Raw genomic sequence first — 25,121 nt, 5'->3', positions numbered from 1 at the left:
TCCCCGCTACTTGGCCGAAGTGATGTCGAAATCGGCGCCCAGGCCCGCGAGCTTCTCCGTGAAGCGCTCATAGCCGCGGTTGATGATGTCGATTCCGGTCACCCGTGAGGTGCCGGTGGCGGCGAGTGCCGCGATCAGGTGGCTGAAGCCGCCGCGCAGGTCGGGCACGTCGATGTCGGTGCCCTTGAGCTGCATCGGCCCGGAGATCACGGCCGAATGCAGGAAGTTGCGCTGGCCAAAGCGGCAGGGCACGCTGCCGAGGCATTCGCGGTGGACCTGGATGTTGGCGCCCATCCGGATCAGGGCCTCGGTGAAGCCGAAGCGGTTCTCGTAGACGGTCTCGTGGACGATCGAGACACCCTCGGCCTGGGTCAGGGCGACGATCAGCGGCTGCTGCCAGTCCGTCATGAACCCGGGGTGGACGTCCGTTTCGAGGACCAGCGGATTGAGCTTGCCGCCGCGGTGGTAGAAGCGGATGCCGTCGTCGCCGATGTCCATGCCGCCGCCGACCTTGCGGTAGGTGTTCAGGAACGTCATCATGTCGCGCTGGGTGGCGCCCTCCACGAAGATGTCACCGCGGGTGACCAGCGCAGCGGAGGCCCAGGAGGCCGATTCGTTGCGGTCGGAGAGGGCGCGGTGGTTGTAGCCGCCGAGGTCCTGGACGCCTTCGATCCTGATGGTGCGGTCGGTCTGGACGCTGATGATCGCGCCCATCTTCTGCAGCACGGCAATCAGGTCGACGATTTCCGGTTCGGTCGCCGCGCCGGAGAGCTCGGTGATGCCCTCGGCCCGGGTGGCGCTCAGCAGCACCTGCTCCGTCGCGCCGACGGACGGATACGGCAGAGCGATCTTGGCGCCCTTGAGCCCGTTGGGTGCGGAGATGTGGATGCCGCCGGGGCGCTTTTCCACGACGGCGCCGAACTGGCGAAGGACGTTGAGGTGGTAATCGATCGGCCGGTCGCCGATTTTGCAGCCGCCGAGGTCCGGGATGAAGGCCTCACCGATGGCGTGGATCAACGGTCCGCACAGCAGGATCGGGATGCGGGAATCGCCGGCGTGGGCATCGATGGCCGTGCTGGAGGCAGTCCTGGCGCCCGTCGGATCGAGGGTGAGGTCCCCCGTGACGGGGTCCTTGTCCACGGTGACACCGTGGATCTGGAGCAGGCTGGTGACAACCTCGACGTCCTTGATTTCGGGGACGTTGCGGAGCACCGAGGGCTCGTTGCCCAGCAGGGCGGCAACCATAGCCTTGGGGACAAGATTCTTGGCTCCGCGGACGGTGACACGGCCAGTCAGCGGGACACCTCCGCGGATTGTCAGAACACTACTCATATACCGGTTTCCTCACGACGACTCGCCCCCAAATCCTTACAAAGGCTCCAGCTAAGCATAGGAGCTAGCGTTACCGATCTGAAATACGGGGTGCTTGGGGGCGTGCAGGAGCGGACCTGGGCGGGAGGAGTTTCAGGACAGCCGGGCGGGCAGCGTCGTGGGCTTGAAGGCGGCCCTGGTGGCCTCAAAGGCGGTGATGTCTTCCTCGTGCTTGAGGGTCAGTCCGATGTCGTCGAGGCCCTCCAGCAGGCGCCAGCGGGTGTAGTCATCGATCTCGAACGGCGCCACGAGGTTGCCGCACCGGACCGTCTTGGAGACAAGGTCCACCGTGACCGCGGTACCGGGGGCGTTTTCCAGCTCTTTCCAGATGAGTTCAATGTCGTCCTGGGCCAGTTCGGCAGCCAGCAGCCCCTGTTTGCCGGAGTTGCCGCGGAAGATGTCCGCGAAGCGCGAGGACAGTACGGTCTTGAAGCCGTAGTCCTTGAGTGCCCAGACGGCGTGTTCGCGGGATGATCCGGTGCCGAAGTCGGGGCCGGCGACGAGCACGGAGCCGGCATTGAAGGGTTCCTGGTTCAGGATGAACGCCGGGTCCTTGCGCCAGGCCGCGAACAGGGCGTCTTCGAAGCCCGTCCGGGTGATGCGCTTGAGGTAGACAGCGGGGATGATCTGGTCGGTGTCGACGTTGCTCTGACGCAGCGGGACGCCGATTCCGGTGTGGGTGGTGAACTTTTCCATGGCGGATCCTTCTAGGCTGTGGGCAGTTACGCTGCGTCGATGCGGATGGCGGCGGACTCCGGAGCGGGCTCCAGGTCCGACGGCGAGCTCAGGGTGCCGCGCACGGCGGTGGCGGCGGCGACCACGGGCGAGACCAGGTGCGTGCGGCCGCCCTTGCCCTGGCGTCCCTCGAAGTTGCGGTTGGACGTGGAGGCGCAGCGCTCCCCCGGTTCCAGCTGGTCCGGGTTCATGCCCAGGCACATGGAGCAGCCGGCGAAGCGCCATTCAGCCCCGAAGTCCTTGAAGACCTTGTCCAGTCCCTCGGCTTCTGCCTCGAGGCGCACGCGGGCGGATCCGGGAACCACAAGCATCCGGACGTTCGGGTCCTTGCGGCGTCCGCGGATGATGTCCGCGGCGGCCCGGAGGTCCTCCATCCGGGAGTTGGTGCAGGACCCCAGGAAGACGGTGTCCACCCGGATGTCCTTCATCGGCGTGCCGGCCTCGAGGCCCATGTATTGCAGGGCGCGCTCGGCCGCGGCCTTGGCATTCTCGTCGCCGAAGTCTTCGGGCGAGGGAACCGTGGCGGACAGCGATACACCCTGGCCCGGGTTGGTCCCCCAGGTCACGAAGGGTTCCAGCGTGTCGGCGTCGAGGTCCACCTCGACGTCGAACGTGGCGTCCTCGTCGGTGAGCAGCGTGTTCCAGTATTCGACGGCGGCGTCCCACTCCGCGCCCTGCGGCGCGTGCGGCCGGCCGTACATGTAGTCGTACGTGGTCTGGTCCGGGGCAACCAGGCCGGCACGCGCGCCGGCCTCGATGGACATGTTGCAGATGGTCATCCGGGCTTCCATGGACAGCGCGCGGATCGCGGAGCCGCGGTATTCGAGCACGTAGCCCTGGCCGCCGCCGGTGCCGATCTTGGCGATGACGGCCAGGATGATGTCCTTGGCGGAAACGCCGGGGCGCAGGGTGCCCTCGACGTTGATGGCCATGGTCTTGAACGGTTTCAGGGACAGCGTCTGGGTGGCCATGACGTGCTCCACCTCGGAGGTTCCGATGCCCATCGCGAGGGCACCGAAGGCTCCGTGCGTGGAAGTGTGCGAGTCGCCGCAGACCACGGTCATGCCGGGCTGGGTGAGGCCCAGCTGCGGGCCGACCACGTGGACGATCCCCTGCTCGGCATCGCCGAGGGAGTGCAGCCGGACGCCGAACTCCTGGCAGTTGTTGCGCAGCGTCTGGATCTGGGTGCGGCTGGTCAGATCGGCGATTGGCTTGTCGATGTCAAGCGTGGGCGTGTTGTGGTCTTCGGTGGCGATGGTGAGGTCCGGCCGGCGCAGCTTGCGGCCGGCCAGGCGCAGGCCTTCGAAGGCCTGCGGGGAGGTAACCTCGTGCACCAGGTGAAGGTCGATGTAGAGGAGGTCCGGCTGGGCGTTGGCTCCTTCGCCTTCGCCCTTGCGCACCACGTGCGCGTCCCAGACCTTCTCGGCCAGTGTCTTTGCCACGGCCTGCTCCCTTCACTGCTGTACTTGTTCCTGCGGACTGTTGTCTCCACTGAATCAGCACTCCCGCTGAATGCGCCAGCGAAATGATTTGCATCTCAGATAATGAGACGGCAATATCATTACATGGACAATTCTAGTGGAGTCGGTGTCATCGATAAAGCGGCCCATGTGCTTGACGCACTTGAGGCCGGCCCCACCACCCTCGCGCAGCTGGTTGCTGCCACGGGGCTGGCGCGGCCCACCGTACACCGGCTGGCGCTGGCGCTGGTCCACCACCGGCTGGTCAGCCGGGATATCCAGGGCCGGTTCGTGCTCGGCAGCCGCCTTGTGGAGCTGGCCTCGGCCGCCGGCGAGGACCGGCTGATCGCCTCCGCCGGGCCCGTGCTCATGCAGCTGCGTGACGCCACCGGCGAGAGCGCCCAGATCTTCCGCCGCCAGGGCGACTGGCGGGTCTGCGTCGCCTCCGCCGAACGCCCGATCGGGCTGCGTGACACCATCCCGGTCGGCACCCAGCTGTCCATGAAGGCCGGCTCCGCCGCCCAGGTGCTGTTGGCCTGGGAGGACCACGACCGGCTCCTCGAGGGGCTGCAGTCCGCCCGCTTCACCCCCACCGTCCTGGCCGGAGTCCGACGCCGGGGCTGGGGCCAGAGCCTCGGTGAACGTGAGCCAGGGGTCGCCTCCGTTTCGGCCCCCGTCCGCGGCCCGTCCGGCCGCGTGATCGCCGCCGTGTCGATCTCGGGTCCGATCGAACGGCTGACCCGCCAGCCGGGCCGCCTGCACGCCGAGGTGGTCTGCAACGCCGGCCGGGTCCTGACCGAGGCGCTGCGCAAGACCAACGACTAGCGGCATAGGCTGTCCGCATGAGCGGTTATGCGGTATTTCTGCGCGGGGTCAACGTCGGCGGCATCACCATCAAGATGGCCGAACTGAAGCAAGCCCTGGCGTCCCGGCCATTTTCCGGCGTGAAGACCCTGCTGGCCAGCGGCAACGTTGTGCTCTCAAGCGGGCTGGATCCGGCCGGCGTCAAGAAGGAATTCGAGGCGTGCCTCCGGGAAACCTTCGGCTACGACGCCTGGGTGGTGGTGCTGGCTGCCGGCCGCGTGGCCGAACTTGTGGCCGCCTGCCCATACCCGCCCGATGATGCCACCACGCACACCTACCTGACCCTCGCCTCGGACCCGGCCGTGCTCACGGCGCTCTTCGAGGCCGGATGCGCGCTGGACGGAACGGAGCTGACCCTCCTCGGCCCCGAAGCCATGGCCTGGCTGGCACCCGTCGGCGGAACGCTGGACAGCCCGTTCAGCAAAATCTCTTCGAAGCCGAAGTACAAGGCGGCCACCACCACCCGGAACCTGCGCACCATGATCAAGGTCCGCGACGCCGCGGCGTTGCTGTAAGCCGGCCGCCGCGCAGGGGGACATGCCCAGTCCTCGCGCCGGGGACCGGGCATAACCGGAATATGTCCTTGCGCCGGCCCCTGCGTGGGGCATGTGCTGTGGGCGGGCCGGCCCCTATCGCGCCGCGGCCAGGGCCCGGTTGAAGGACTCCAGGCGGCTGACCTCAAGCTCCACCGGCTCCACCACGAGCTCCGCGGCCACGCCGGCGATGGCGGACTTGAGCCGTTTCCGGGCCGCCGCCCCGCGGGAGCGTGCCGCGGGAGCGTGCCGCGGGAGCGTGCCGCGGCGCCGGCAATGAACTTCGCCGCGACCGCCAGGACAATGCCCAACAGCACTCCCCCCGGCGATCATGACGGTGGGGATAGGCCAGCCCTGCACCCGCGGCACCTCGGGGACGGGCAGTTGCAGGTAGCCCAGTGCCGCCAGCACACCGAGCCATCCGAATCCTCCGAGGGCCGTCAGCAGCGCCAGCCACTGGATGACGTTGAACACCGCCCACCACCAGGACGTCCTGCCGGCTTTCAAATCCGTTGCCGCAATCGCCTGGTCCAGCGCGTCCGGGAGCCTGCCCCGGCCTTCGCGGGCGGCGCCGCGGATGACGGCGCGCCAGGGGCCCGGAGCGCCGGCGGACGCCGCCTCCGCGAATTCCCGGACGGCGGCATCGGTCCTGGCCCGTTCCGGCGCGCCGGCGGGCGGCAGGAGGTTCAGTTCCGGCCTGGCACCGTCCCTGTGCAGGTTCAGCCGACGCAACGGATCCGGCCGGAACCGGACCAGCCAGCGGGTCGCGGGCCAGCCGGCGCGGCGGGTGGCTTCCTGCCGGTAGGAGTGGACCACGGCATCGACGACGAGCGGTACATTGGCGGCCGCCGCCAGTTCCTCGGCCAGCCTGGACTTGTGGGCGGCGCTGGCTCCGGCCGCCTCGCCGGCCCCCGAGGCCTCGGCGAGCCGGGCGGCCGCCCTGGTGACATCCGCGGCCAGCCTCCGGGAGACGGCCTGCCGCTGCATCGCCGCCTGGCGGATGGCGGCGCGGACCTTGTCCCCCCCCGTTCCGACCACGGCGGAGGCGCCCAGGACCTGCACCTGGCCCAGTCCGTCGCGCGCCAGGATGCCCCTCAACGAGTCCAGCACGGGCCGGACCTCGTGATGGGGCAGCCGGTCGAGCTGGTTCAGCACCACCAGGGTGACGGCTCCATGGGAGGCGAGGGGCGCCAGGAAGTCGTTGTGCACGGCCGCATCGGCATATTTCTGCGGATCCAGCACCCAGACGAGCACGTCCACGAGCCCGACCATCCGCTGCACGGTCTCCCGGTTGGCCGACCGCGTCGAGTCGAAGTCCGGCAGGTCCAGCAGGATCAGGCCGGTGCCCTCGTCGGCGAAGCCGGGGACCGGGGCTGCGTGGTGGCGGTTCCGGACCTCCAGCCAGTCCAGCAGCTCCGCGCTGCCGTCGGCGCCCCAGATGCCGGCCAGCGGTTCCGAGGTGGTCGGGCGCCGGGCGGCCGCCGTCGCGATTTCCGCCCCGCTGACGGCGTTGAACAGGGAGGACTTGCCGCTGCCCGTGGCGCCAAAGAAGCCCACCACGGTGTGGTCGGCTGAGAGCGAGCGCCGCGAGCCGGCACGGTCCAGTACCTGCAGCACCTCGTCGAGGACTTCCTGCGGCAGGGCACCGGCGGAAAGTTCCCGCGCGTCGTTGAGGGCTTCCAGCCCGCGGTGCAGCGCCGAGGCTTCGCGGGCCGCTGCGTGGCGGTTCACGCGGATGCCGCCAGCCGGCGCAGCGCCGTGGCGTGCGCCGCGAGCACATCCGGCGGCACGCCCCCGGAGCGGTCGAGCCGGGCCAGGAAACGCTGCTGCTGCTCGGCCCTGAGCAGGCCCTGGCAGCGGGTGTGCAGGTCTTCCCGCGCGGTCCTGGCCAGGCGGCGCACGGCATCCTCGCCGAACACCGCATCGAGGAGCCGCTGCCCCACGACGGCGGTCCCGCCCGCGACGCCGATTTCGAGGCCCGTGAGCCCGGCCGTCATCGAGAACATCACAATCATGAGGGTGGCGCCCAGGCCGTTGATCCCGAAGGAATCTCAATGATGTTGTCAACGGGTATCTGTGTGCCGCTCCTGTGTCCCGGCCAGCGCTGGCCGGGACACCAAGGGCTTTTAGCTGGTCCAGCCCGGATACGGCCTGCGGTCCTGGTCAGGCAGTTCCGCGGCTGTGGCGGGGAGGCTGTCCGGGCCGTCGGACCGGCCGGAGGCCCAATGGAGGAAAACCTCGGCGGTGATCGCTTCGAAGCAGGCGCCCTGGGACCGGAACCAGCAGGTCGAGGTGTCACCCTCGACGCAGGTTCCATAGCCGAACAGTTCCCCGCTCACGTCACGGCTGCGGGCAACGGCGAAGATGATGTAGGGCCAGCATCCGGCGTCCCAGCCTTCGCTGCCCCAGTTCGGCAGGACCGACCAGGCGGTGCCGTCGAGGGTGTCCATCCAGTCGTACCCGTCCCCTGCCCTGTCATCGGCGGGAAGAACCGGGGCAGTGACCCGTTCCGCCGTGTCGGCTGTGGCTGTCTGGGTCACGGTTTGTGTGCTCATGAGGTGATGCTCCGTTTCGCTCGGGCGGGGCGGGTGCCTGGCATACCGGCTATCCCTCTCCCCCACCATGTTTTTTGCCTGCTGGCGGAGCATCGCGTAGCTGTGCCCGACGGAGCCGGCGCAACCCGAAGGGCAAGCAGCGGATGGATTGTGGGAGGAAATAAGCGCAGCGCCGACCCAAGGCATCCGGTGCGCGGCCGTCCGCAGGACGGTTGAACCGGTGGAGCGGGCACGTACGATCCGCAGGACACCAGCAAAAAAGAAAAGAAAAAAGCGCTTGTACTGCCCGAGCGCAGCGAGGTCAGTGGACGCAACTCGGATGGCCGTCTTGCTTCCGGAAGTCACGTCGGCGAAGACGTCGCGTTTCTGTACGCCGGCAGCGACCAACGCGTCCCGTTGCAGCTGGGACGCAGGGAGCCTGCTTTCCGGCCCAAACTGGTCTTCGGGATCTTCGCTGCCCTCGCCGAGTTCGAACGCGAACTCATCTCCGAACGAACTATCGCCGGCCTCGCCTCCGCCCGCGCCCGCAACGGCGGACGCCCCTACAAGAGACCCCGGCGAAACTCCGGCTCGCCATGGCCTCCATGGGCAAGCCCAATACAAAAGTGAGCGAACTCTGCCAGAAGCTGGGCATCACCCGCCAAACGCTGTACCGGCACGTATCACCCACCGGGGAACTGCGTCCGGACGGCGAAAAGCTGCTGTCCCGGTAAACGTCTGGGCACCGACGACGTTGACGCGCCCGCTGATAGACCCATCCCGCAACGTGGGAACCGCCATTTCCAACTAAAGTTACAGCCAGGCAGAGGCAACAGGTCACGCGGCATCCTTGACGCAAGCACGACGGCGGTTAGCGCCGGACGTTCATCCGGGGAAGGGATGCGCTGCTTTCCCGCGCTTGCCCAAAGTCAGCGAATCAACGCGGAGACGGCCCATGCTTCGTAGCCTTGGGCTTTGTCGATCATTTTCCGTGGGTTGTTACCTTCCTGGGCGAGCCAGAGGATGTTGGAGTCTTTTGTGGCGTGGTCAACGCGGCCGGTGCGGACGGGGTCTCCCTGGCGCCGGATTTCGACTGTTGCCCCGATCAGGCGGGACCAGTCGTCATGGCGGATTATCAAGGCGGTTCCTTTCAGAGTGGTGTTGCTACCAGCCGCGCTCGGCGAGGCGGTGCGGCTGCGGGATTTCGTCCACGTTGATGCCGACCATCGCTTCGCCCAGACCGCGGGAGGCCTTGGCGATCTCGTCCGGGTCGTCGAAGAAGGTGGTGGCCTTCACGACGGCGGCGGCACGCTGGGCCGGGTTGCCGGACTTGAAGATGCCCGAGCCGACGAACACGCCGTCGGCGCCAAGCTGCATCATCATCGCCGCGTCGGCCGGGGTGGCGATGCCGCCGGCGGTGAAGAGGACGACGGGGAGCTTGCCGGTGGCGGCAACTTCCTTGACCAGTTCGTACGGTGCCTGCAGTTCCTTGGCGGCGACGTAGAGCTCATCCTCGGCCATGCCGGCAAGCTTCTTGATCTCCGCGCGGATCTGGCGCATGTGGGTGGTGGCGTTGGAGACGTCCCCGGTGCCGGCCTCGCCCTTGGAGCGGATCATCGCCGCGCCCTCGTTGATGCGGCGCAGCGCCTCACCCAGGTTGGTGGCGCCACAGACGAAGGGAACCGTGAAGTTCCACTTGTCGATGTGGTTGGTGTAGTCGGCCGGGGTCAGCACCTCGGACTCGTCGATGTAGTCCACGCCGAGGGACTGCAGGACCTGGGCCTCGACGAAGTGGCCGATCCGGGCCTTCGCCATGACCGGGACGGAGACGGCGGCGATGATCGCATCGATCATGTCCGGATCCGACATGCGGGACACGCCGCCCTGGGCGCGGATATCGGCGGGAACGCGTTCCAGCGCCATGACGGCCACGGCACCGGCATCCTCGGCGATGCGGGCCTGCTCGACGTTGACGACGTCCATGATGACGCCGCCCTTGAGCATCTCCGCCATGCCGCGCTTGACGCGGCTGCTGCCCGTGACCCGGGGAAGTGACTGATTCACTGGATGTCTCTTTCGTTGTTGTGGGTGGTGACAAGCGCCGGGGTGACACGGCTCCCGCCGGACTCCTGGTTGGATCCGAAGCTATTTCAGTACGACGGTCCGGTTACCTTGGAGGAAGACGCGTCCCTCGCAGTGCCAGCGGACAGCGTTGGAGAGTGCTTTGCGCTCGGTGTCGCGTCCGGCGGCCACAAGGTCCTCGGCGGAGTAGGTGTGGTCCACCTCCACCACCTGCTGGGAGATGATGGGCCCTTCGTCGAGGTCCGCGTTGACGTAGTGGGCGGTGGCGCCGACGGTCTTCACGCCGCGGGCGTGCGCCTGGTGGTAGGGCTTCGCACCTTTGAAGCTGGGCAGGAAGGAGTGATGGATGTTGATGGCGCGGCCATCCAGACGGCGGGTCAGGTTGTCGCTGAGGACCTGCATGTAACGGGCCAACACCACAAGCTCCACATCGAACTCGTCCACCAGTTCCAGGAGGCGGGCCTCGGCCTCGGGCTTGGTGTCTGCCGTGACCGGCACGTGGAAGAAGGGGATGCCGTGCCATTCGACGATCCCCCGGTGGTCGGGATGGTTCGAGACGACCCCGACGATGTCGATGGGCAGTTCGCCGATGCGGGCGCGGAACAGCAGGTCGTTGAGGCAGTGCTCGAATTTGGAGACCATGATCAGGACCCGGTGTTTCTCCCCGTGTGCGCGAAGGTGCCAGTGCATGCCGAATTTTTCGACCACGGGCACGAAGGCCCGCCGGAGCGAATCGAGGGTGGCCGGTCCGCCGCGGGAGTCCCCGGCTGAAGCAAAATGGATCCGCATGAAGAAGTGGCGGTCCGGCTGGGAGTCGAATTGCTTGCTCTCCAGGATGTCGCAGCCCTGTTCCAGCAGGAATCCGGACACGGCGTGGACGATTCCCCGTGTTTCCGGGCAATCAAGGCTCAGAACGTATTCAGCGGCGCTGCTATTGAAGGTATCCACGGTTCAGCACTCGATCACGTTCATGGCAAGGCCTCCGCGGGAGGTCTCCTTGTATTTGGCTTTCATGTCTGCTCCTGTCTCGCGCATGGTCTTGATGGCTTTGTCGGGCCACACTTTGGCGTTGATTGCTTTGACGCTGGCGATCGCATTGCGTTCGATGCAGGGATCTGCACCAGCCCGCCCACGGGGTCGCAGGTCAGCCCCAGGTTGTGCTCGATTCCGACTTCGGCGGCGTTCTCCACCTGCGCCGGAGTAAGCATACTTAGGAATAGGTCCGGGGCCTTGTCTCTGGTCCTGCCAGGATCATGCGAGGGCTGCCTGGACGGCGTCAATGACCTCGGGCGAGTCAGGCTCCACGGCAGGGGTAAAGCGCGCTACAACCCCGCCGTCTCGGTTCACCAGGAACTTCTCGAAATTCCACTGCACCTGGTCGGGAAGATCGGCGTTCTTGAACTTGGTCAGCTCTGCGTAGAGCGGGTGCTGGTCCTCGCCATGGACGTCCGCCTTGGCGGTCAGCGGAAAAGTCACGCCGAAGTTGCGTTCGCAGAACTCGGCGATCTCGGCGTCAGCCCCCGGCTCCTGCCCGGCGAACTGGTTGCACGGCACCCCCAGCACCGCGAAGCCCTGCTCCCGGAACTTGTTGTGGAGTGCCTCGAGCCCTGCATACTGCGGCGTGAATCCGCACTGGGACGCGACGTTCACCACCAGCACCACCTCCCCCTTGAAGCGGCCGAAGTCAGTTTCCGTGCCGTCGATGAGGGTGAGTTGAATGGAGTGCAGAGCGGTCATGGGGAGTCCTCGCAAAGTTGTTGGTCCGAAGTGGTGTCCCGGAAAGGGCTCCGCGTGTCACGTGGCACCGACGCACGCCGGGACGGATTTGTGCCCTCCACGCCGCGCGCCTGCGCGGGTGCCGTCCGAGGCTTGGTTTCAGTCTGGATGGCTGTCATGGTTCAGCACTCGATCACGTTCACGGCGAGGCCTCCGCGGGAGGTTTCCTTGTATTTGGTTTTCATGTCTGCTCCTGTCTCGCGCATGGTTTTGATGGCTTTGTCGAGGGATACTTTGTGGCTGCCGTCGCCGTGCAGGGACAGCCGGGCGGCGTTGATGGCTTTGACGCTGGCGATGGCGTTGCGTTCGATGCAGGGGATCTGCACGAGCCCGCCCACCGGGTCGCAGGTCAGGCCCAGGTTGTGTTCGATGCCGACTTCGGCGGCGTTTTCCACCTGCGCCGGGGTGCCGCCGAGGACTTCGCAGAGCCCGGCGGCCGCCATGGAGCAGGCCGATCCGACTTCGCCCTGGCAGCCGACCTCGGCCCCGGAGATGGAGGCGTTGATCTTGAACAGGATTCCGACGGCGGCCGCGGCCAGCAGGAAGCGGATGACCCCGTCGTCGTTGGCGCCCGGCACAAACTTCGTGTAGTAGTGCAGGACCGCCGGCACGATCCCCGCCGCACCGTTGGTGGGCGCGGTGACGATCCGGCCGCCCGCGGCGTTTTCCTCGTTCACGGCCAGGGCGAACAGGTTTACCCACTCCATCGCGAGCAGCGGGTCGGCCGAGGCCGAGCCGTCCAGTTCCGCGTCGGTGGCCGAGAGCGTCCTGAACAGCGACGGCGCCCGCCGCCTGACGTTCAGCCCGCCCGGCAGGATGCCCTCGGCGGCGCAGCCGTTGTCGACGCATTCGCGCATGACCGCCCAGAGCGCCAGCAGTTTCTCCCGGAGTTCGGCTTCGCTGCGCCAGACGAGTTCGTTGGCGAGCATGATGTCGGAGATGGACTTGCCTTCGCGGGCGCAGGTCGCCAGGAGCTCATCCGCCGTGGTGAAGGGGTAGGGGAGCACGGTGGTGTCGGCGACAACCTTGTCCGTGCCGGCGGCGTCGCCGGCCACGACGAAGCCGCCGCCGATGGAGTAGTAGCTGCGTTCGGCCAGCACCTCCCCGGTGTGGTCCAGCGCGCGGAAGGTCATGCCGTTCGGATGGGCCGGCAGGGACTTGCGGCGGTGCAGGACCACGTCCTCGTCCCAGTTGAAGTCCACCCGGTGGCTGCCGCCCAGGCGCAGCTCGGCGTCGAGGGCGGCAGCGGCAACCTGGTCGTCGGCGGTGCGGGTGTCCACGGTTTCCGGGGACTGTCCCTGCAGCCCCAGCACCACGGCCTTGTCCGAGCCGTGGCCGCGGCCGGTGGCGCCCAGGGAGCCGAAAAGCTCGGCCTGGACGCGTACCGTGGCCGCAAGCTGGCCGGACGATTCAAGACCGTCCGTGAACTGCTTCGCTGCCCGCATCGGGCCGACCGTGTGTGAGGACGAGGGCCCGATGCCAACAGAAAACAGGTCGAGCACGCTCAGGGCCATTTAGGGGACCTCTGGTGAGGCGTACTCCCGCATGGAGTCCAGGAGCCAGCGCCCCAGGAACTCGGCGAACGAGGCCCTCGGTAAGATCCGGTAGGTCTCCTCCGCGGTCTTCCAGAGCACGGCCGGTATGTGTCCGATTTCCGTGGCCAGGGCGGTCCCGGTCTTGAACACCGACGGGTGGAGGTCCAGCGAGCAGCTCTTCTCGAGTACTGCACGGGCCCGGGGGCCGGCGAGTTCGAAGGTGGTGCGGTTGGCGGAGAGGTCCACGACCTGGCCTTCGCCGGTGCCCAGTGCCGCCGTGAGATCGCTGACCAGCGATCCGCCGAGGGAGTCGTGCGACTCCTCCGGGGCGACGACCATGAACTCTGTGGGTCCGAGCCACAAAACGGCAGCGCCGTTGACCGCAGCCCCGTTGACGTCGCCGCAGGAGGCCGGCAGCCCGCCGGTCACGGATGCGATGCGCGTCCCGGCGTCGGAACCTCGCTCAACGCGGATCCCCACCATCGTCTGGTACGGGATTTCCTTCAGCTCCACGGTACCCGGCACGGAGCCGGCCGCGAAGGCCTCGGCGAGGTGCGAGGCCGGGCTGCGTCGGGCAGCCCGGAGTCCGTTGACGTGTGCTTCTGCTGGTGCGGTTGTCTCAGCCATCTTTGCGGGTCCCTTCAGCGTCGAAAAGTACGGTTTCGCCAACAACCACGTCGACCAGTTGGTCTCCGACTGAGGCCACGAGGGTCTCACCGATGCGGTTGCGGCCGTTGTGGATCAAGGCCAGGCCGAAGGACCGGCCCAGCGCGGCACTGTGGTAGCTGGAGGTCACGAACCCCTGCATGGGCACGGGGCCGTAGGCGGGGTTGACGGTGATGCCCTTTTCCACGAGCTGCGTTCCTTCAGGCAGGCGGATCGTTCCGTCCACCGGGAGGACGCTGACCAGGTGCTTGCGGTCGGTGCGGGCGGCGTCCTTGCGGTTGTAGGAACGCTTGCCGATGAAGTCCTTGGCCTTGGACACGACCCATTCCATGCCGGCATCCTGCGGGGTGACCGTGCCGTCGGTGTCCTGCCCGACGATCGGGTAACCCTTTTCGGCGCGCAGCACGTGCATGGTTTCGGTGCCGTACGGGGTGATGTTGAACTCTGCCCCGGCGGCGGCCACGGACTCCCAGGTGTTGAGCCCGTACCAGGACGGCACGTTGATCTCGTAGGCCAGTTCGCCGGAGAAGGAGATGCGGCAGATGCGCGCCTGCACCCCGGAGGCCAGCGTGGTCTCCCGGAAGGTCATGAACGGGAATGCCTCGGCGTCCAGGCCGCCGTCGGCGGCCAGCTGCGGGGCGAGCTTGGCGATCACGGCACGGGACTTCGGGCCGACGACGGCGATGGTGGTCCACTGTTCCGTCACGGAGGTGCAGTGCACATCCAGTTCGGGCCATTCGGTCTGGTGCCATTCCTCCAGCCAGTCCAGGACCTTGGCGGCGCCGCCGGTGGTGGTGGTCATGAAGAAGCGGTCCTCGTCCAGGCGCAAGGTGACGCCGTCGTCGAAGATCATGCCGTCCGGGGTGCACATGACGCCGTAGCGGGCCGAGCCCGGGGCGAGCTTCTTGAACGCGTTGGTGTAGATGCGGTTCAGGAATTCGCCGGCGTCCTTGCCCCGGATCTCGATCTTGCCCAGCGTGGTGGCGTCCATGAAGCCCACGGAGTCGCGGACGGCGGCGCATTCACGCAGCACCGCGGTGTCCATGTCCTCGCCGGACTGCGGGTAGTACCAGGGGCGCTTCCACTGTCCGACGTCCTCGAACAAGGCTCCCTGGGCGACGTGCCACGGGTGGACGGACGTTTTGCGGGCCGGGTCGAAGAGTTCCCCGCGCTGGCGTCCGGCCAGGGCTGCGAAGGCCACCGGGGTGAACGGTGCACGGTAGGCCGTGGTGCCGATCCCGCCGATGCCGGCCGTTTCCGCGCCGCCGGACTTCAGCGCCGCTGCGATGACGCCGATGGCGTTGACGCCCGAGGTCTTGCCCTGGTCGTTGGCGGTGCTGATCGAGGTGTAGCGCTTGACGTGTTCCACGGAGCGCATCCCGGCCCCGGTGGAGCGGATCACGTCGGCGACGGACTGGTCGCGCTGGAAGTCCACGAAGTGGTGGTGCCACTGCCCGGGGGTGCCTTCCTGGCCGGGGACCAGCCAGAGCTGGCGGATCGGGGCGGAGGCCACCGGTGCCTTGGGCCCGGCGGGGACGACGGCGGAGGTGAAGCCCGCGGCGATGGCGGCTGCTGCGCCGGCGGAGGTGCCCTCGGCCAGGCAGTCCGTCAGTGCGTAGCTGCCGCGGCCGGATCCCACGACCTGCTGGTCCTTGACCGCGGCGGCCGGCACGAAGGCGGCGAGTTCCTCGTCCCAGCGGAGCTTGCCCTGGCGCTGGGAGTGGAGGTGGACTACCGGGCTCCAGCCGCCGGATACGGCGAGCAGGTCGCAGGCGAGCTGCTCGACGCCGGAGGTGAGTTCGCCGTCGTCGTTGATGCTGCGGACGGTGACGCCGGCGAGGCGGCCGGTGCTGTCCCCGGCGGTGTCGGCAACGGCGGCACCGATCAGGACCCGGATGCCTGCTGCGCCGGCGGCGGCTGCCGTTTCGCTTAGCTGCGGACGGGCGTCCACGACGGCGGCCACGGTGACCCCGGCTGCTAACAGGTCCGCTGCGAGTGCGTAGGCGGAGTCGTTGGTGGTGCTGATGACCACCTTCGATCCGGCTGCCACGGCGTAGCGGTTGAGGTAGCTGCGGACGGCGGAGGCGAGCATGATGCCGGGGCGGTCGTTGTTTTCGAAGACCAGCGGGCGCTCGTGGGCGCCGGGGGCCAGCACAACCTGCTTGGCACGGATGTGCCAGATGCGCTGGCGGGACACACCGGGCGCCGCGGGGCCGGAGAGGTGGTCCGTGCGGTTCTGCGCGGCGATGAAGTAGTTCGAGTCGTAGGAACCGAAGGCCGTGGTGCGGTTGAGCACGGTGCATTCGGCGGCGGAGACCAGCTCCGCCTCCACATCGGCGATCCATTCCAGGGCAGGCTTGCCCTCGACGGTGTCCTGCAGCGCCGGGGCCGTGGAGCCGGAAAGCAGTGAGCCGCCGAGCTCGGGCTGGTCATCGATCAGGATGACGCGGGCACCGGTGCGGACTGCTTCACGGGCCGCGGCCAGGCCGGAAACGCCGCCGCCCACCACCAGGACGTCGGTGTGGACGTACTTCTTGTCGTATTCGGCCTGGTCCTCGTCCGGATCCAGCTTGCCAAGTCCGTTGAGCAGCTCGGCGGCGAGTCCGTCCACGAGGGACACCGTGGTGGCCTGGAGCATGGACTCGGCCACGTGCCCCGGGAACCGGGCGGCGACCTTCACGAGGGCATTGGGTTCCTCGACGCCGGCGGCCATGATGCCGCGGGGGCGGCCCTCGTAAAGGGAGTTGCCGGCGCTGATCCGGCCGTTGGCCAGGAGTGCCGAGGCGATGGTATCGCCGGGGTGGCCGGTGAATTCCTGGCCGTCCACGGTGAACCGCCAGGTGATGCTGCGGTCGATGCGGCCGCCGGTGGCGAGGCGGGCGTTCTGGCTGGTCACTTCTGGGCTCCTTCCGGGGAGATGGCGGTGGTTGCTGCAGAGGCTGCAGGTCCCACGTCGGGGCGCTTTTCGCCCATCTTGTAAATGGCCTGGATTTCGTAGCTCACGGTGTCCCGGAGCATGTTGAACCATTGCCGGCAGCCGGTGCTGTGGACCCAGCGTTCGGCGAAGGCACCCTTGGTGTTGTCGCGGTAGAACAGGTATTCGGCCCATTCCCGGTCGCTCAGGGCGTCAGGGCTTTCCGGGTAGGCCACATGGGCCTGGCCGCCGTAGTGGAATTCAGTTTCGTCGCGTGCCCCGCAGTTGGGGCATGAAATCAGGAGCATGTCCTTACCTCTTTCTAGTGGGCGACGGCGGCGGCGCCGTGTTCGTCGATCAGGGCACCGGTTTCGAAGCGTTCCAGTGCGAAGGGCTTGTTGAGCTGGTGCGGGGCACCGGTGGCGATGGTGTGGGCGAAGGTCAGGCCGGCCGCGGGGGTGCCCTTGAATCCTCCGGTGCCCCAGCCGCAGTTGACGAACATGTTCTCGACCGGGGTGGTGCCCACGATCGGCGAGGCGTCCATGGTGGTGTCCACGATCCCGCCCCAGGTCCGGAGCACATGGGCCCGGGCGAAGATCGGGAAGAGCTCCACGGCGGCCGCCATCTGCTCCTCGATGACATGGAAGGAGCCGCGCTGTCCGTAGCCGTTGTAGGAGTCCACGCCGGCGCCCATGACCAGTTCGCCCTTGTGCGCCTGGGAGACGTAGACGTGGACGTGGTTGGACATGACCACCGTGGGGTGGACGGGTTCGTGCAGTTCTGACACGAGCGCCTGGAGCGGGTGGGACTGGATCGGCAGGCGGAAGCCGGCCATTTCGGCCAGGACGCTGCTGTGTCCGGCAGCGCAGAGGCCGACCTTTTCGGTGTTGATGGTGCCGCGGCTGGTCTTGACGCCCACCACGCGGTTGCCGTCCTTGATAAAGCCGGTGACTTCGCAGTTCTGGATGATGTCCACGCCGAGTTCGTCGCACTTGCGCGCGAAGGCCCAGGCGACGTGGTCGTGCTTGGCGATGCCTGCGCGCGGCTGGTAGGTGGCGCCCATGACGGGGTAGCGGATGTTGTCGCTGATGTTCAGGATGGGGCAGAGTTCCTTGACCTGGGCCGGGTCCAGCCACTCGGCGTCGACGCCGTTGAGCTTGTTCGCTCCGACCCGGCGGATGCTTTCGCGGACATCGCCCAGGGTGTGGGCAAGGTTCATCACGCCGCGCTGGCTGAACAGGAAGTCGTAGTCCAGTTCTTCCGGCAGGATCTCCCACAGCTTCAGCGCGTGCTCATAGATCGCCGCGCTCTCGTCCCAGAGGTAGTTGGAGCGGATGATCGTGGTGTTCCGGGCCATGTTGCCGCCGGCGAGCCAGCCCTTTTCCAGCACGGCGATATTGGTCATGCCATGGTTCTTGGCCAGGTAGTACGCCGTCGCCAGCCCGTGTCCGCCGCCGCCGACAATCACGGCGTCGTAGGACTTCTTCGGGTCCGGATTGTGCCACAGGAACTCGGGGTGCTCCGGCAGGTGTTCGGTCGTCACTGTGCAACTCCGTTCGGGGAGGTTCCGGCAGTGCCGGAAAGATTCGGGTAAAGCGGAAATTTCTCGGCCAGGACCGTGACCCGGTCGCGGAGCAGCACGGCGGACTCTTCGCTGAGTTCGCCCTTGATGGCCTCGGCGATGATGTCGGCAACCTCGGTGAATTCGGCCGGGCCGAAGCCCCGGGTGGCCAGCGCCGGGGTGCCGATCCGAAGCCCGGAAGAGACCATCGGCGGGCGGGGGTCAAACGGGACCGCGTTGCGGTTCACGGTGATACCGATCCGGTGCAGGCGGTCCTCGCCCTGCTGGCCGTCCAGCTCGGAGTTGCGCAGGTCCACCAGGACCAGGTGGACGTCGGTGCCGCCGCCCACCACGGAGATCCCGTATTCGGCGACGTCCGGGGCGAGCAGGCGCCCGGCCAGGATCCTGGCCCCTTCCAGGGTGCGCTGCTGGCGGTCCTTGAAGTCCTCGCTTGCGGCGATCTTGAAGGACACGGCCTTAGCCGCGATCACATGTTCCAGCGGTCCGCCCTGCTGGCCGGGGAAAACAGCGGAGTTGATCTTGCGGGCCAGGGACCCGCGGCTGAGGATGACGCCGCCGCGCGGGCCGCCCAGGGTCTTGTGCGTGGTGGTGGTGACGACGTCGGCGTACGGCACCGGGTTCGGGTGCAGCCCCGCGGCCACCAGGCCGGCAAAGTGGGCCATATCCACCATGAGGTAGGCGCCCACCAGGTCCGCGATCCGGCGGAACTGGGCAAAATCCAGCTGCCGGGTGTAAGCGGACCAGCCGGCCACGATCAGCCTGGGCCGGTGTTCCAGCGCCAGCGCCTCCACCTCGGCCATGTCCACGGTCATGTCTGATTCGCGCACATGGTACGGCACGACGTTGTACAGCTTGCCGGAGAAGTTGATCTTCATGCCGTGGGTCAGGTGCCCGCCGTGGGCCAGGTCCAGGCCCATGATGGTGTCCCCCGGATCCAGCAGCGCGAACATCGCCGCAGCGTTGGCCTGCGCGCCGGAGTGCGGCTGGACATTGGCGTGTTCGGCGCCGAAAAGTGCCTTGACCCGGTCGATGGCGAGCTGCTCGATCACATCAACGTGTTCGCAGCCACCGTAGTACCGCTTGCCCGGGTACCCCTCGGCGTACTTGTTGGTCAGCACGGAACCCTGGGCCGTCATCACGGCCGTGGGGGCAAAGTTTTCCGAAGCGATCATTTCCAGCGTCGACTGCTGGCGGTCCAGCTCCCGGGCAATGGCCGCGTCGACCTCGGCGTCGACGCTGGCCAGTGATTCGTTCAGGGTGCCCGTCATGGCGGCCTCTTTCGTTACTAAGGAAACTTATAGACTTATGCAACACTGTTGCGTTGAATGCAACTCTAAGACGCAAACGGTGTTGCGTCAATCACTTCACGCCTCTTGCCCGGTGTAAACATATTTCTTTTGAGGCCATCCATAAACCCTTGACTGTGTTTCAGCTCACGGATAATCTGATGCAACAGCGTTGCGTTCAATGCAACCCAAATTTTCATTGGTGGACATATGAGTAACGAACCAAACCCAGCGGCAACCCTCCCGGACAAGAAGTCCCGGCGGGATCCCGCCCCCGCGTCCCCTCACCCTTCCACGGCCGGCGGGTCCGGCCCTGACGGAGGACACCCCGTGGTCAGCAGGGAAACCCGCCGGCGGGTGATTGCTGCCAGCTTCATCGGTAACTTCGTTGAATGGTTTGACTACGCGGTGTACGGCTACCTGGCCGCAACAATCGCCACGGTCTTCTTCCCCGAATCCAATCCCCAGACCGGGCTTCTGCTGACGTTCGCGCTGTTTGCCATCTCGTTCCTGGTGCGGCCGCTCGGCGGTTTCGTCTGGGGCCACATCGGCGACAAGGTCGGGCGCCGGACCGCACTTTCCCTGTCAATCCTGATCATGTCCGGAGCGACGTTCTGCATCGCCCTGATACCGGGGTTCAACTCGATCGGCATCTGGGCCCCCATCCTGCTCCTGGTCGTCCGGGTCGCCCAGGGCTTCTCCGCTTCCGGTGAATACGCCGGAGCGTCCGCGTTCCTGGTGGAGTACGCCCCGGCCAACAAGCGCGGCCTGTACGCCGCGGTCGTCCCCGCCAGCACGGCCGCCGGCCTGCTCCTCGGCTCCCTGCTCGCGGGCCTGCTGACAGTCCTGCTCAGCTCCGATGCAATGCAAAGCTGGGGGTGGCGTCTTCCGTTCCTGCTGGCGGCCCCGATGGGCCTGATCGGACGTTACATCCGCACCAAGCTCGAAGACACCCCGGTGTTCCGCGAACTGGCAGCCGAGGACCATGCCATCAAGGCACCGGTATCCAGCCTGTTCCGGAACCACTGGCGCCTGCTGCTGAAGGCGGTCGGAGCAGTGCTGCTCAACGCCGTCGGCTTCTACGTGATCCTCAGCTACATGCCCACGTACCTGTCCTCGGAACTGGGTCTCGGAAAAGCCGAATCCTTCCTGGCCACCACGATCGCCCTGGTGACGTACATCGGGTTCATCTTCCTGACCGGAATGCTCTCGGACCGCTTCGGCCGCAAGAAGGTACTCATCGCAGCATCCATCACCTTCATCGTGCTGACCGTGCCGGCCTTCGCCCTGCTGGGCACCGGAAACTTCCTGATCATCGTCCTGGTCCAGATCCTGCTCGGCGCAATGCTCACCCTCAATGACGGCACGCTGCCCAGCTTCCTGGCCGAAATGTTCCCGACCCGCGTCCGCTACAGCGGCTTCGCCGTCAGCTTCAACCTCTCCAACGCGCTCTTCGGCGGCACAGCCCCCTTCGTGGCCACCCTCCTGATCGCCGCCACGCACAACAATCTGGCCCCGGCCTGGTACCTGGCCGCAGCCGCAGTCATCTCCCTGATCGCCGTCGCACTCTCCCGCGAAACCAGCAAAGAACCACTGCGCCACGAATAGTCCGGCCCGCCCCAACTTTCCCCACCCATAAGAACAGCACCAAAGAAGGACATCACCATCATGACCACCACAGCATCAACGAACGCCTCGAACGTCTCTGAACTGGAGCGCCTGAAGGTCCTGCACAACGGGCAGAAGGAAAAGCTGACCTTCTCCAACGCCGAATTTGAGCGCCGGCTCAGCGGACTGCGGTCGATCATGGCAGCGAAGGACCTGGACGCCGTTGTGCTGACCAGCTACCACTCCATCAAGTACTACTCCGATTTCCTCTTCACATACTTCGGCCGTTCCTACGCCATGGTGGTCACCAAAGACGACACCGTGACCGTCACCGCCAACATCGACGCCGGCATGCCGTGGCGCCGCAGCTACGGCGACAACGTGGTCTACACCGACTGGCGCCGGGACAACTACATCTTCGCCATCCAGGAAGCCCTGCGCACCCGCGGCATCAACCCCCGCCGCCTGGGCGTCGAAGACGATTCGCTCCCGCTGGACAACCGCAACAAGATCCAGGCCGCGTTCGACGGCGCCACCCTCGTCGACGTCGCCCAGGCCGCCATGCGCCAGCGCATGATCAAGTCCGCCGAAGAAATCGCCGTCATCAAACACGGCGCACGCATCGGCGACCTGGGCGGGGAAGCCATCCGCAACGCCATCACCACCGGCATCACCGAATACGAAGTCGCCCTGATCGGCACCGAAGCGATGGTCCACGAGATTGCCCGGACCTTCCCGGACTCCGAAATCCGCGACACCTGGGTCTGGTTCCAGTCCGGCATCAACACCGACGGCGCCCACAACTGGGCCACCACCCGCAAGCTCCAGGAACACGACATCCTGTCGCTGAACTGCTTCCCGATGACCTCCGGCTACTACACCGCGCTGGAACGGACCCTGTTCCTGGGCGAGCCCGACGCCCGCTCCCTGGAACTGTGGAACATCAACGTCGAGGTCCACAAGCGCGGCCTGGAACTGATCAAACCCGGCGCGGTCTGCAAGGACATCGCCGCCGAACTCAACGAGATCTACGTCTCCCACGGGCTGCTGGCGAACCGGACCTTCGGCTACGGGCACTCCTTCGGCGTCCTGAGCCACTACTACGGCCGGGAAGCCGGCCTGGAGCTCCGCGAGGACATCGACACCGTGCTGGAACCGGGCATGGTCGTCTCCATGGAACCGATGATCACCGTCCTGGACGGTGCGCCCGGCGCCGGCGGCTACCGCGAGCACGACATCCTCGTGGTCGGCGACGACGGCGCCGAAAACATCACCAAATTCCCCTTCGGCCCGGAACACAACATCATCAGCGCCTGACACCCCGCGGCCCGGAAGCATAACCGCAAGGAAGCGGCGCCACGTCCACCGTGGCGCCGCTTTTCGGCTCCCATACGGAATGATGGTAAACACTATGACCCCAGCAGAAACTCCCGAGACCAACGGAAACGGCGACACCAAGGGCACCTCCGTCATCGTCAACGCCATCGCCGTGCTGCGGACCTTCAGCGCAGACGAGCCGCTGCTCGGAGTCACCGAGATCGCCAACCGGATCGGCCTGCACAAAAGCACCGTTTCCCGGATCCTGGCCACCTTCGAACAGGAACACCTGGTGGAACGGGACCCGGAAACACGCCGATTCCGCCTGGGCCTGGGGCTGATCGCCGTCGCCGGACCACTGCTGGCCGAACTGGAAGAACGGCGCGTAGCCTACCCCGTCCTGCGTGAACTCACCGAACAGACCGGAGAAACCAGCGCCCTCATGGTATGGAACGGCACCGAATCGATATGCGTGGAACAGATCGCCAGCCACCACAAGATCAAACACACCACCCCGCTCGGCGCGAGCTACAAGGACGCCATGAGCTCCTCCATACAGGTCTTCCTCTCCGCCGAACCCGCCGAACGGGTCCGTACCCTGCTCCGCAGCGGAGCCATCACCTATCCGGGACTCGACGACACCAGCCTCGAGGCCTACCAGATCAGACTTAAGGACGTGACCCGTCGTGGCTGGGCCATCAACTACGGCGAATCCTCCATCGACGAGGTAGGCGTGGCAGCACCCGTCTACGACCACCGCGGCGACATCGTGGCCGCCATCCTGATCCCGGCACCCCGGTTCCGCGTCTCACAGGACAGACTGCAGAACCTGGGCGAAGCATGCGCAGCCGCAGCACACCGGGTCACCACGCGCCTGGGCGGACGTCCGCCCAAAGGCGCAGAACAAGACGGCCCAAGCTAGGAACACGGAGCCACACCAAGACCCGCCGGGACCTTGCGGCGCGTGGGATTCAACCCGAACCGTGAGCCTGGGGTCCGGGACTTTGGCTGGAAGTGACCAAGGGTTCCCCTCTCGGAGATTGTGCAAGCCACGGGCATCACCCGATCCAGCCTCTACCGCCACCTGCCGCCCCGCCCACCAGAGACGCTGACCGCGCAGAGCCAACGGAACGCCCAAGAGAACGGCTCCCGGGCCGATGTTGAGTGGTGCCGACGACTTTCGATCACTATCGCGGTTGGTCCGGGCGACTTCGAGCTCTTCCATGTCCGGAGCCGCCTGCACCACCCCGCACTTCCGCAGGATCCAGTGCAGACGACTTAGAGGAAAATGACAACACTGTGACTTTCAGAGTTATTTGGCACGTTTCTTGCGGCGCTATTTGGCACCTTAGTCCAGTCCCCACGTCCCGTTAGCGGATCCTTCACCGTGCATAGGACTTCGAGCATCGACGACCGCAGGAAGCCGAGGTGCGGAGATTCACAATGGCGGTTTCCGAGCCCGGTTTGGCGGTGTTGAACTTGCGACGTCGTCGGCCAGGCACTGTTGAGAAGCCGGGGAATGATGCGTGGTGTGCGTGCGTGGTCTATTTGCCGGCCAGGAGGCGTTCGACGCGGGGCTTGACCTCGGTGGCGAGCAGGGTGAGGGATTCAAGGAAGTGTTCCTGGGGCAGGCCCCCGATGTCCATCTGCAGGAAGTGGCGCATGTGTCCCATGTGGTTGTGCAGGTCCACGATGCGCTCGGCGATTTCATCCGGATCTCCGACGTAGTACGCGCCGGAGATGTCCGCCTGTGACAGGAACTGGCGCTTGTCCGGTGCGGGCCAGCCGCGGAGTTTGCCCATTTCGATGTTCAGGTTGTACCAGCCGGGGTAGAAGCGCTCGAGTGCTTCCTTCTTCGTGGGGGCGATCAGGCCGAGGGCCGCCACGGAGACTTTGATGTCCTCGCCGGTGTGTCCTGCCTGAGCGGCGGTCTGCCGATACAGCTCTGCCAGCGGGGCGAACCTTGCCGGGGCCCCGCCGAGAATGCCGTAGGAGACGGGTAGGCCTAGCTTTCCGGCGCGGACCGAAGACGGGGCGCTGCCCCCGGTTGCGAGCCAAAGTGGCAGCCTGCCGTTGACCGGCCGGGGTACGATGGCCAGCTCCTGTAGCGCGGGCCGGACCGTCCCGGACCAGGTCACGTTTTCGGTTTTGCTGTTGTTGATGGTCATCAGAAGGTCCAGCTTTTCGGCGTAGAGCCGGTCGTAGTCATTCAGGTCGTAACCGAAGAGCGGAAAGGTCTCCACCGAGGATCCGCGGCCGGCGGTAATTTCCACCCTGCCGCCGCCGGAGACGGCATCGGCGGTGGCGAACTGCTGGAACACCCGCACCGGGTCGTCCGTGCTGATGATGTTCGCACCGCTGCCGAGCTTGATCTGCTTCGTCGCTGCAGCCGCCGCGGCGATCACGGTCCCCGGCGAGGAGGCGGGCATGTCCAGGGTGTGGTGTTCGCCCACCCCGAAGTAGTCCAGGCCTGCCTGGTCGGCCAGGACGATTGCCTCGAAGAGGTTGCCGATCGCCTCGGCGTTGGGACGGAGCGTCCCGTCGGGATTGCGTGGGGTGTCGCCGAAGCTGTAAGCGCCGAGTTCCATGATTTTCTCCTGATTGCAGTGCAGTGCTGTGAGGTCGCTTGAGCGTTAGTTCAGGCGCGGCAGGTTCCCGGTCCGCAGCCAGGCGGAGCGCAACTGCTCCGCCGCGCGGCTGCCGTTGAAAATCGCGGTGCCCAACTGGACGACGAGTCCGGCTGCGAGCGGACCCGCATCAACAAGTAACCTCAATCCGGGCAAGGAATTCGGAACCGGCCCAGGGATGGTTGATTTCGGCAAATTCCTGCCGGAAGATACTTGACCCGCTCCGGAATG

22 protein-coding genes and 4 pseudogenes are annotated in these 25,121 nt (G+C 66.6%); 6 read left to right on the top strand and 20 right to left on the bottom strand.

Annotated features, from left to right (window positions below; translation table 11 throughout):
• Positions 1-6: 6 nt before the first annotated feature.
• The 3 genes from murA to leuC all read right to left on the bottom strand — a co-directional run bounded on the left by murA (position 7) and on the right by leuC (position 3,548).
• Positions 7-1,332 (bottom strand): UDP-N-acetylglucosamine 1-carboxyvinyltransferase, encoded by a 1,326-nt coding sequence (murA, locus tag E5206_RS09970; RefSeq protein ID WP_136322345.1) that lies wholly within the window; start codon positions 1,330-1,332, stop codon positions 7-9.
• A 132-nt stretch (positions 1,333-1,464) separates the two neighbouring features.
• Positions 1,465-2,067 (bottom strand): 3-isopropylmalate dehydratase small subunit, encoded by a 603-nt coding sequence (gene leuD, locus E5206_RS09965; protein WP_136322344.1) that lies wholly within the window; start codon positions 2,065-2,067, stop codon positions 1,465-1,467.
• A gap of 26 nt (positions 2,068-2,093) precedes the next feature.
• A complete protein-coding gene (gene leuC / locus E5206_RS09960; RefSeq protein ID WP_136322343.1) occupies positions 2,094-3,548 on the bottom strand; it encodes a 3-isopropylmalate dehydratase large subunit in 1,455 nt (484 codons plus the stop codon).
• A gap of 123 nt (positions 3,549-3,671) precedes the next feature.
• Between leuC and E5206_RS09955 the strand changes: the two genes are divergently transcribed.
• Positions 3,672-4,391 (top strand): IclR family transcriptional regulator, encoded by a 720-nt coding sequence (locus tag E5206_RS09955; RefSeq protein ID WP_026266447.1) that lies wholly within the window; start codon positions 3,672-3,674, stop codon positions 4,389-4,391.
• Positions 4,392-4,408: 17 nt separating this feature from the next.
• Positions 4,409-4,945, top strand: coding sequence for a DUF1697 domain-containing protein (locus E5206_RS09950; protein WP_136322342.1), 537 nt, complete (start codon positions 4,409-4,411; stop codon positions 4,943-4,945).
• Positions 4,946-5,059: 114 nt separating this feature from the next.
• Here E5206_RS09950 and E5206_RS09945 read toward each other — a convergent pair whose 3' ends face one another.
• The 4 genes and pseudogenes from E5206_RS09945 to E5206_RS19570 all read right to left on the bottom strand — a co-directional run.
• Complete coding sequence (locus E5206_RS09945) at positions 5,060-6,694, bottom strand: GTPase (protein WP_136322341.1); 1,635 nt, start codon at positions 6,692-6,694, stop codon at positions 5,060-5,062.
• Positions 6,691-7,011: pseudogene (locus E5206_RS09940) on the bottom strand (ABC transporter); the annotation flags it as partial. The pseudogene E5206_RS09940 and the gene E5206_RS09945, both read right to left, overlap by 4 nt.
• 78 nt (positions 7,012-7,089) lie before the next feature.
• Positions 7,090-7,518: a hypothetical protein gene (locus E5206_RS19285; protein ID WP_168709312.1), complete on the bottom strand. Its 429-nt coding sequence runs from the start codon at positions 7,516-7,518 to the stop codon at positions 7,090-7,092.
• Between the two features lie 318 nt (positions 7,519-7,836).
• A pseudogene (locus E5206_RS19570) lies at positions 7,837-7,920 on the bottom strand (recombinase family protein); the annotation flags it as partial.
• Between the two features lie 30 nt (positions 7,921-7,950).
• Here E5206_RS19570 and E5206_RS19740 point away from each other — a divergent pair.
• Positions 7,951-8,231: pseudogene (locus tag E5206_RS19740) on the top strand (recombinase family protein); the annotation flags it as partial.
• 195 nt (positions 8,232-8,426) lie between these two features.
• Here the strand turns inward: E5206_RS19740 and E5206_RS09920 are convergent.
• The 11 genes and pseudogenes from E5206_RS09920 to glyA form a co-directional block, all read right to left on the bottom strand.
• The gene (locus tag E5206_RS09920; RefSeq protein ID WP_136322339.1) at positions 8,427-8,636 is read right to left on the bottom strand and encodes a hypothetical protein; all 210 of its coding nucleotides are present in this window, start codon (positions 8,634-8,636) and stop codon (positions 8,427-8,429) included.
• Positions 8,637-8,661: 25 nt separating this feature from the next.
• On the bottom strand, positions 8,662-9,510 hold the full coding sequence (pdxS, locus tag E5206_RS09915) for a pyridoxal 5'-phosphate synthase lyase subunit PdxS (protein ID WP_240690159.1): 849 nt from the start codon (positions 9,508-9,510) through the stop codon (positions 8,662-8,664).
• Positions 9,511-9,642: 132 nt separating this feature from the next.
• Complete coding sequence (purU, locus tag E5206_RS09910) at positions 9,643-10,527, bottom strand: formyltetrahydrofolate deformylase (protein ID WP_136322337.1); 885 nt, start codon at positions 10,525-10,527, stop codon at positions 9,643-9,645.
• Positions 10,528-10,530: 3 nt separating this feature from the next.
• Positions 10,531-10,787 (bottom strand): annotated as a pseudogene (locus E5206_RS09905) (L-serine ammonia-lyase, iron-sulfur-dependent, subunit alpha); the annotation flags it as partial.
• A gap of 43 nt (positions 10,788-10,830) precedes the next feature.
• Positions 10,831-11,316 carry a glutathione peroxidase gene (locus E5206_RS09900; RefSeq protein ID WP_136322336.1) on the bottom strand — a complete coding sequence of 162 codons (486 nt, stop codon included), beginning with the start codon at positions 11,314-11,316 and terminating at the stop codon, positions 10,831-10,833.
• Positions 11,317-11,477: 161 nt separating this feature from the next.
• Positions 11,478-12,869: an L-serine ammonia-lyase gene (locus E5206_RS09895; RefSeq protein WP_136322335.1), complete on the bottom strand. Its 1,392-nt coding sequence runs from the start codon at positions 12,867-12,869 to the stop codon at positions 11,478-11,480.
• A complete protein-coding gene (locus E5206_RS09890; protein ID WP_136321433.1) occupies positions 12,870-13,517 on the bottom strand; it encodes a sarcosine oxidase subunit gamma family protein in 648 nt (215 codons plus the stop codon).
• A complete protein-coding gene (locus E5206_RS09885; RefSeq protein ID WP_136321434.1) occupies positions 13,510-16,452 on the bottom strand; it encodes a 2Fe-2S iron-sulfur cluster-binding protein in 2,943 nt (980 codons plus the stop codon). The genes E5206_RS09890 and E5206_RS09885 overlap by 8 nt, the downstream gene beginning before the upstream one ends.
• Positions 16,449-16,778 (bottom strand): sarcosine oxidase subunit delta, encoded by a 330-nt coding sequence (locus E5206_RS09880; RefSeq protein WP_136321435.1) that lies wholly within the window; start codon positions 16,776-16,778, stop codon positions 16,449-16,451. The genes E5206_RS09885 and E5206_RS09880 overlap by 4 nt, the downstream gene beginning before the upstream one ends.
• A gap of 14 nt (positions 16,779-16,792) precedes the next feature.
• A complete protein-coding gene (locus tag E5206_RS09875) occupies positions 16,793-18,013 on the bottom strand; it encodes a sarcosine oxidase subunit beta family protein (protein ID WP_136321436.1) in 1,221 nt (406 codons plus the stop codon).
• The gene (glyA, locus tag E5206_RS09870; RefSeq protein WP_136322334.1) at positions 18,010-19,320 is read right to left on the bottom strand and encodes a serine hydroxymethyltransferase; all 1,311 of its coding nucleotides are present in this window, start codon (positions 19,318-19,320) and stop codon (positions 18,010-18,012) included. Before glyA ends, E5206_RS09875 begins: the two co-directional genes overlap by 4 nt.
• Before the next feature lie 348 nt (positions 19,321-19,668).
• Here glyA and E5206_RS09865 point away from each other — a divergent pair, with 348 nt between their 5' ends.
• From E5206_RS09865 to E5206_RS09855, 3 genes are all read left to right on the top strand, one after another.
• Positions 19,669-20,946 (top strand): MFS transporter, encoded by a 1,278-nt coding sequence (locus E5206_RS09865; protein ID WP_205759890.1) that lies wholly within the window; start codon positions 19,669-19,671, stop codon positions 20,944-20,946.
• Positions 20,947-21,006: 60 nt separating this feature from the next.
• Positions 21,007-22,263 (top strand): aminopeptidase P family protein, encoded by a 1,257-nt coding sequence (locus E5206_RS09860; RefSeq protein ID WP_136322332.1) that lies wholly within the window; start codon positions 21,007-21,009, stop codon positions 22,261-22,263.
• A 94-nt stretch (positions 22,264-22,357) separates the two neighbouring features.
• On the top strand, positions 22,358-23,185 hold the full coding sequence (locus tag E5206_RS09855; RefSeq protein ID WP_240689625.1) for an IclR family transcriptional regulator: 828 nt from the start codon (positions 22,358-22,360) through the stop codon (positions 23,183-23,185).
• A gap of 622 nt (positions 23,186-23,807) precedes the next feature.
• Here E5206_RS09855 and E5206_RS09845 read toward each other — a convergent pair.
• Entirely contained in the window at positions 23,808-24,851 is a 1,044-nt protein-coding gene (locus tag E5206_RS09845; protein ID WP_136322331.1) for an LLM class flavin-dependent oxidoreductase, read from the bottom strand.
• Between the two features lie 45 nt (positions 24,852-24,896).
• Positions 24,897-25,037, bottom strand: coding sequence for a hypothetical protein (locus E5206_RS19280; protein ID WP_168709311.1), 141 nt, complete (start codon positions 25,035-25,037; stop codon positions 24,897-24,899).
• Positions 25,038-25,121: the final 84 nt, after the last annotated feature.

The organism is Arthrobacter sp. PAMC25564 (genome assembly GCF_004798705.1).
GTDB lineage: Bacteria > Actinomycetota > Actinomycetes > Actinomycetales > Micrococcaceae > Arthrobacter.
Note: the sequence above shows the minus strand (reverse complement) of the source record. Positions and strands in the feature narration are given on the sequence as shown.